We start from the raw sequence: 6715 nt of genomic DNA on the forward strand, positions 1-6715 counted from the left end.
AGCGAAAGGCAGGCCCGAGCCGGTCGCCAGATCCGCGATCAGCCGCGAAGCGAGGATGTCGCCGCGGCCGGCATGGGAGGCGAGCTGCATCGTCACCCGCGCTGTCAGTCCCACCGGCGGCCCGCGCAATTCGATCTCGCCGACATGCGCACCTTGCGCACTGGCCACGCCAATGCCTTGTGCCGCCTCGCGCAGCGCCACCGCACAGCGTATGGCACGCGCCGGGCCGTCGAAGCGCGACATCATCATCTCGCCTTGCGTGCCTGCCAGCCGGCCGCCATGGCGCCCGACCTGCTGGCGCCAGATTTCCTGGAAGCGCTGGCTGCGTTCGCTCCACATGCGGTCGCCCATCCGCGCCGTATCGTAGATGCGCGTCACCAGAAGTGCTGCCAGCACCCGGTCCACCTCGGTCACGGCGCGTTCCCCGGTCAGAAACTCTTCTATGATGTCGACTACTCGGTCGACGTCGCCGGTCCAGATAGGATGATCACGCCCGGGCACTTCGACCAGTTTGGCGTTAGGAATCTTCTTCGCCAGATAGCGGCTGGCGTCAGGATCGACCCGCACATCGTTGCGGCGATGGATCAGCAGCGTTGGCGCGCTGATTGCAGCCAGCACGCCACGCACGTCGATTTCCGCGTTCATGCGCGCCAGTGCCGCCGCAGCGGTCGGGCTCGCCGACAAGCGCTCGAAGCGCGCCCACCACTGGGTGAAATGTGCGTCGTCGACCCGGCCCGGCGCGAAGTTGGGCAAGGTAGCACCCGTGCCCCATGACGTTTCCGCCGTCTCGATGAAGGCGTCGAGGCGTTCGGGCGACATCACCCATTTGTGAAAATGCGCATAGCCGCCATAGAGCGCCAGCGCCCGCGTCCGCTCCGGATAGGTGGCGGCGAACAGCATCGCCATCGGAGCGCCTTCCGAAGCGCCGAGCAGTGCCGCACGGCCGCTGCCGGCGGCGTCCATCACTGCGCGCACATCGTCCATCCGGGTTTCGAGACTGGGCAGGTGGTGGGCGTCGACGCGGTCGGAAAGACCGGTACCGCGCTTGTCGAACAGGATCAGCCGCGAGAATGCCGAGAGCCGCTTCAGGAGCCTGGTATAGCCTTCGTCTTCCCAGTGCAGGTCGAGATTGGAAATGAAGCCCGGCACGAAGACAAGATCGAACGACCCCTGGCCGACCACCTGATAGGCGATCCGCACATCGCCGCTATGGGCGTATCGGGTCTCGATCGGCCTCACGAGGTTTTCCGCCCGGCCTGACGATTTCTGATCGTCGACCATAGCAGAACACCGCCGATTGCGGCAGCTCAAACTTTAGAGGTGGCGAATATAGGCTGACGGGACTCGACGACTACTTCTGCGAGGCGGCGACGTCGGCCGGGGAGGGCTTGAGCCCGAGTTTGAGGTCGGCCTCAGCCGGCGTGATCGGTCGCCTGATCCTGGCGGAGGCGGCCACCACCAACTCGTTGAAGTTCCCGGTGCCGTCGTCCAGCATCTCGAACAACTGCCGCCGCATCCTCGGCTCCCAGAACTTGTTGATATGTTCGGCGACGCCGGCAATGCCTTCCTCACGTGGCTTGGAATGAAAGAAATCGGCGATCTGGTTCGCCATGCGCACCAGCTTCTCGCTGGTGCTCATGATGTGTTCTTCGTCATGCGACATGCTTGGCAACTCCGCAAACCACCCGGTCGGGGTGGGTGAAAATATCAAAATCGTCGCCGCGCACCAGCGCCACCAGCGTCATGCCAGCCTCTTGCGCCGTTCGGATGGCAAGTGCGGTCGGCGCCGAGACGGCGATGATGAAGGCCGAGCCGATAGAAGCCGTCTTCTGCACCATCTCGACCGAAACCCTGGATGTCACCACGACAGCACCGGATGCGCCATCGATGCCGGCTTTTGCCAGCGCACCGGCCAGCTTATCGAGCGCATTGTGACGGCCGACATCTTCGCGCGCCATGACGATGCCCTTATCAGGCACATAGAAACCGGCGGCATGCACGGCTCCGGTCTCGGTGTGAAGCGGCTGCACCTTCGACAAGAGCTTGACCGAGCGGACGATGTCGCCGGCATCAAGCGTAAGCTTTGACGCACTAACCGCATCGACCGAGCGCATCGCTTCTTCGATCGATTCGATGCCGCACAGCCCGCAGCCGACAGGCCCGGCGAGCCTTCGCCGCCGTGCCTCGAAGCGCGTGTTGGCCCGGTCCTTCAGCCGGATCTGGATGTCGATGCCGGCGCCATGATCTTCGACCTCGATGGCTTCGATCTCCTCCGGCGTAGCAATGATGCCTTCGGTCAGCGAGAAGCCAAGCGCGAAATCCTCGAAATCGGCCGGGCTTGCCATCATCACCGCATGCGTGGTGCCGGCAAAGGAGAACGCCACCGGCGTCTCTTCCGGCACCATGCGGTCGGCAGCCGTCGTCCCGCCCGCGCGGCGCGCCAGCCGCGATACCTGCGTCGTGGCTTTGCGGCGCGCGCTCAAGACTACTCCGCCGCTTCCAGCTTCGCGATACGACGGCTGTTGCGTGCCTGCTCGTCATAGTCGCGCTGCCATTCCGACGGCCCGTTGGAGGCGCCGACCTGCACCGCGGTCACCTTGTATTCCGGACAGTTGGTCGCCCAGTCGGAGAAGTCGGTGGTGATCACGTTGGCCTGCGTGTCCGGATGGTGGAACGTCGTGTAGACCACGCCAGGCGACACCCGGTCGGTGATCAGCGCGCGCAGCGTCGTCTCGCCCGAGCGGCTGGTCAGCCGGACCCAGTCGCCGTCGCGCAAGCCCCGGTTCTCGGCATCGTGCGGATGGATCTCCAGCCGGTCCTCCGAGTGCCACATGCTGTTGTCGGTGCGCCTTGTCTGCGCGCCGACATTGTACTGGCTGAGGATGCGGCCGGTGGTGAGCAGCAGCGGGAAGCGCGGCCCCGTCCTTTCGTCGGTCGCCACATATTCGGTGCGGATGAACTTGCCCTTGCCGCGCACGAACCCATCGATGTGCATGATCGGGGTGCCGAGCGGCGCCTTCTCGTTGCAGGGCCATTGCACGGATCCGACACGGTCGAGCAACTCGAAGGAGACGCCAGCGAAGCTCGGCGTCGTCATCGCGATCTCGTCCATGATCTCGGAGGGATGCTGATAGTTCCAGTCCAGTCCGATGGCGCGGGCAAGCTCCTGCGTCGCCTCCCAATCGGCGTAGCGCGCCTTCGGCTCCAGAACCTTGCGCACCATGTTGATGCGGCGCTCTGCGTTGGTGAAGGTGCCGTCTTTCTCCAGGAAGGTCGAGCCCGGCAGGAAGACATGCGCGTAGTTTGCCGTCTCGTTGAGGAAGAGGTCGTGCACAACGACACATTCCATCGCGGCGAGGCCGGCGGCGACATGCTTGGTGTCGGGATCGGACTGAAGAATGTCCTCGCCCTGGATGTAGATGCCCTTGAAAGTGCCGTCGACGGCGGCGTCCAGCATGTTGGGGATGCGCAGGCCGGGTTCGTCGTCCAGCTTCACGCCCCACAAGGTCTCATAGATGTCGCGCACGGCTTCGCCGGAGATGTGGCGATAGCCCGGCAGTTCGTGCGGGAAGGAGCCCATGTCGCACGAACCCTGCACGTTGTTCTGGCCACGCAGCGGGTTCACGCCGACGCCGGGCCGGCCGATATTGCCGGTGGCCATGGCGAGATTGGCGATTGCCATCACCGTGGTCGAGCCCTGGCTGTGTTCCGTCACGCCTAGGCCGTAATAGATCGCGCCGTTGCCGCCGGTGGCGTAGAGGCGGGCCGCGCCGCGGATCAGCTCGGGATCGACGCCGGACAATTTGCCGACAGTTTCTGGGCTGTTCTCAGGCAAGGCGACGAACGATGCCCAATCCTGGAACTCCGTCCAGTCGCAGCGCTCACGGATGAAGGCTTCGTTGAAAAGACCTTCGGTGACGATCACATGCGCCAGCGCCGTCAGCACAGCCACATTGGTGCCGGGCTTCAGCGGCAGGTGATAATCCGCTTCAACATGTGCCGACTTGACCATCTCGGTGCGACGCGGATCGAGCACGATCAGCTTGGCGCCCTGGCGCAGCCGCTTCTTCAGCCGCGAGGCGAACACCGGGTGGGCCGAAGCGGGATTGGCACCGATGATGACGGCGACGTCGGTGAAGTCGACGGAATCGAAATCCTGCGTGCCGGCAGAGGTGCCATAGGTCTGGCCGAGCCCGTAGCCCGTCGGCGAGTGGCAGACGCGCGCACAGGTGTCGACATTGTTGTTGCGGAAGCCCTGCCGCACCATCTTCTGGACGAGGTAGGTTTCCTCATTGGTGCAGCGCGACGAGGTGATGCCGCCGATCGCGGTGCGTCCGTACTGGTACTGGATCCGGCGGAATTCCTTGGCCGTGTGGGCGATAGCCTCTTCCCAGGTCACCTCGCGCCAGGGATCGGTGACTTTTTCCCGGATCATCGGCGACAGGATGCGGTCCTTGTGGGTGGCGTAGCCATAGGCGAAACGGCCCTTGACGCAGGAATGGCCGTGGTTCGCCTTGCCCTCCTTGTAGGGCATCATGCGAATGACCTCGTCACCCTTCACTTCGGCCTTGAACGAGCAGCCGACACCGCAATAAGCGCAGGTGGTGACGGCCGAACGCTCCGGCAGGCCCTTGGCAAGCACCGTTTTCTCGCGCAGCGCATCGGTCGGACAGGCCTGTACGCAGGCGCCGCAGGACACGCATTCCGAATCGATGAACGCCTCGTGCATTCCCGCCGAAACCCGGGATTCGAAACCACGTCCCTCGATGGTCAGCGCGAAGGTGCCCTGGACCTCTTCGCAGGCTCTCACGCAGCGCGAGCAGACGATGCATTGCGATGCATCATAGGTGAAATAGGGGTTGGATTCGTCGCGGGCGATGTAATCGACCGCCAGCGAGCCATGGCCGGGCGCCACGCCACCTTCCGGCTTGACGTGGTTGCGGCCTTCAATGCCGTAGCGGTTTTCAGTCAAGCCGATCGACTTCGCCACCGCATCGAACTCGCTGGCCCCGGTTCCGGCCTGTTCGTTCCAGCCGGTCGGATGGTCGGAGACGTAGAGTTCCATGACGCCGCGGCGAATGGCGTCGAGCCGCTCGGTCTGCGTGCGCACGATCATGCCTTCGCCGACAGGCGTCGTGCAGGACGCCGGCGTGCCGCCGCGCCCTTCGATCTCGACAAGGCAGACACGGCACGAACCGAAGGAGTCCAGCATGTCGGTGGCGCAAAGCTTCGGGATTTCGACCCCGCCTTCCATCGCGGCCCGCATGATCGAGGTGCCTTCAGGCACGGTGATGCTGCGCCCGTCTACGTTCAGCGTGACTTGCTTCTGCGCCTTCGACTGTGGAGTTCCGTAGTCGATCTCTTCGACGAGGGATGGGAAGTCGGCCTTGATGTTCATCTGCCAGCTCCTATTCGGCAGCCACGCGCACGGGCGCTGGCTTGAAGTCGTCGGGGAAATGGGTGATCGAGCTCATGACGGGGTAGGGCGTGAAGCCGCCCAGCGCGCAGAGCGAACCGAATTTCATCGTGTTGCAGAGGTCGGTGACCAGAGCGAGGTTCTTCTCTGGCTCAATGCCCGCGGCTATTCTGTCGATGGTCTCCACACCGCGCGTCGAGCCAATGCGGCAGGGCGTGCACTTGCCGCAACTTTCGATGGCGCAGAACTCCATGGCAAAGCGCGCCTGTTTCAGCATGTCGGCGGTGTCGTCGAACACCACGATGCCGGCATGGCCGATCAGCCCGTCCTCGGCGGCGAAGGCTTCATAATCGAATGGCGTGTCGAACAGAGCGCGCGGGAAATAGGCACCGAGCGGGCCACCGACCTGCACTGCCTTGACCGGACGCCCTGTCGCCGTGCCGCCGCCGATCTCGTCGACGATCTCGCCCAGCGTCATGCCGAAAGCGGCTTCGAACAGGCCGGCATATTTGACGTTGCCGGCGATCTGGATCGGGATCGTGCCGCGCGAGCGGCCCATGCCGAAATCCTTGTAGAAGGCCGCACCCTTGTCCATGATGACAGGCACCGAGGCCAGTGAGATGACGTTGTTGATCACCGTCGGCTTGCCGAACAGCCCCTTGTGCGCCGGCAGCGGCGGCTTTGCCCGGACCATGCCGCGCTTGCCTTCGAGCGAGTCGAGCAGCGCCGTCTCCTCGCCGCAGACATAGGCGCCTGCGCCAACCCGGATCTCCATGTCGAAAGCGTTGGGTGAACCCAGCACGCTGGCGCCAAGAACGCCGGCCTTGCGAGCGATCTCGACGGCCTTGTTCATCACCGCCACCGCATGCGGATATTCCGAGCGGATATAGACAAAGCCCTTGGTCGCACCCGTGGCGATACCGGCGATCGTCATGCCTTCGATCAGCACGAAGGGATCGCCCTCCATGATCATGCGGTCGGCGAAGGTGCCTGAATCGCCTTCGTCGGCGTTGCAGACGATGTATTTGCGGTCGCCAACGGTATCGAGCACCGTTTTCCACTTGATGCCGGTCGGGAAGCCCGCGCCACCGCGCCCGCGCAGCCCGGATTCGGTCACCTGGGCGACAATGGCGGCGGGCGTCAGTCCCAACGCGTTCGTCAGGCCGTTCAACCCGCCATGTTTCTTGTAGGATTCGAGCGACAGCGGATCCGTGACGCCGCAGCGCGCGAAGGTCAGCCGCGTCTGCTTGGCCAGGAAGGGGATTTTGTCCGGCGCGCCCAGCCAGCGCTTGTGATGGC

Annotated in this window: 5 protein-coding genes; all 5 read right to left on the bottom strand. The window is 64.2% G+C overall.

From position 1 onward, the window contains the following. Positions 1-1239: alpha/beta fold hydrolase (locus EN993_RS28825; RefSeq protein ID WP_127265476.1), on the bottom strand; the 1239-nt coding region annotated here is incomplete at its 3' end. Positions 1240-1351: 112 nt separating this feature from the next. After that, on the bottom strand, positions 1352-1663 hold the full coding sequence (locus EN993_RS28830; RefSeq protein ID WP_127265474.1) for a formate dehydrogenase subunit delta: 312 nt from the start codon (positions 1661-1663) through the stop codon (positions 1352-1354). After that, positions 1653-2483: a formate dehydrogenase accessory sulfurtransferase FdhD gene (gene fdhD / locus EN993_RS28835; protein WP_109666132.1), complete on the bottom strand. Its 831-nt coding sequence runs from the start codon at positions 2481-2483 to the stop codon at positions 1653-1655. Before fdhD ends, EN993_RS28830 begins: the two co-directional genes overlap by 11 nt. Before the next feature lie 2 nt (positions 2484-2485). Continuing rightward, positions 2486-5398 (bottom strand): formate dehydrogenase subunit alpha, encoded by a 2913-nt coding sequence (fdhF, locus tag EN993_RS28840; RefSeq protein ID WP_127265475.1) that lies wholly within the window; start codon positions 5396-5398, stop codon positions 2486-2488. Positions 5399-5408: 10 nt separating this feature from the next. After that, a partial coding sequence (locus EN993_RS28845; protein WP_164757869.1) for an NADH-quinone oxidoreductase subunit F occupies positions 5409-6715 on the bottom strand: 1307 nt, incomplete at its 5' end.

It is taken from the genome of Mesorhizobium sp. M7D.F.Ca.US.004.01.2.1, from assembly GCF_003997785.1.
Lineage (GTDB): Bacteria > Pseudomonadota > Alphaproteobacteria > Rhizobiales > Rhizobiaceae > Mesorhizobium > Mesorhizobium loti.

Excerpts from the sequence above, each read along its gene's own strand:
- EN993_RS28830 (WP_127265474.1), bottom strand. The coding sequence starts at position 1,663 with ATGTCGCATGACGAAGAACACATCATGAGCACCAGCGAGAAGCTGGTG.
- fdhF (WP_127265475.1), bottom strand. The coding sequence starts at position 5,398 with ATGAACATCAAGGCCGACTTCCCATCCCTCGTCGAAGAGATCGACTAC.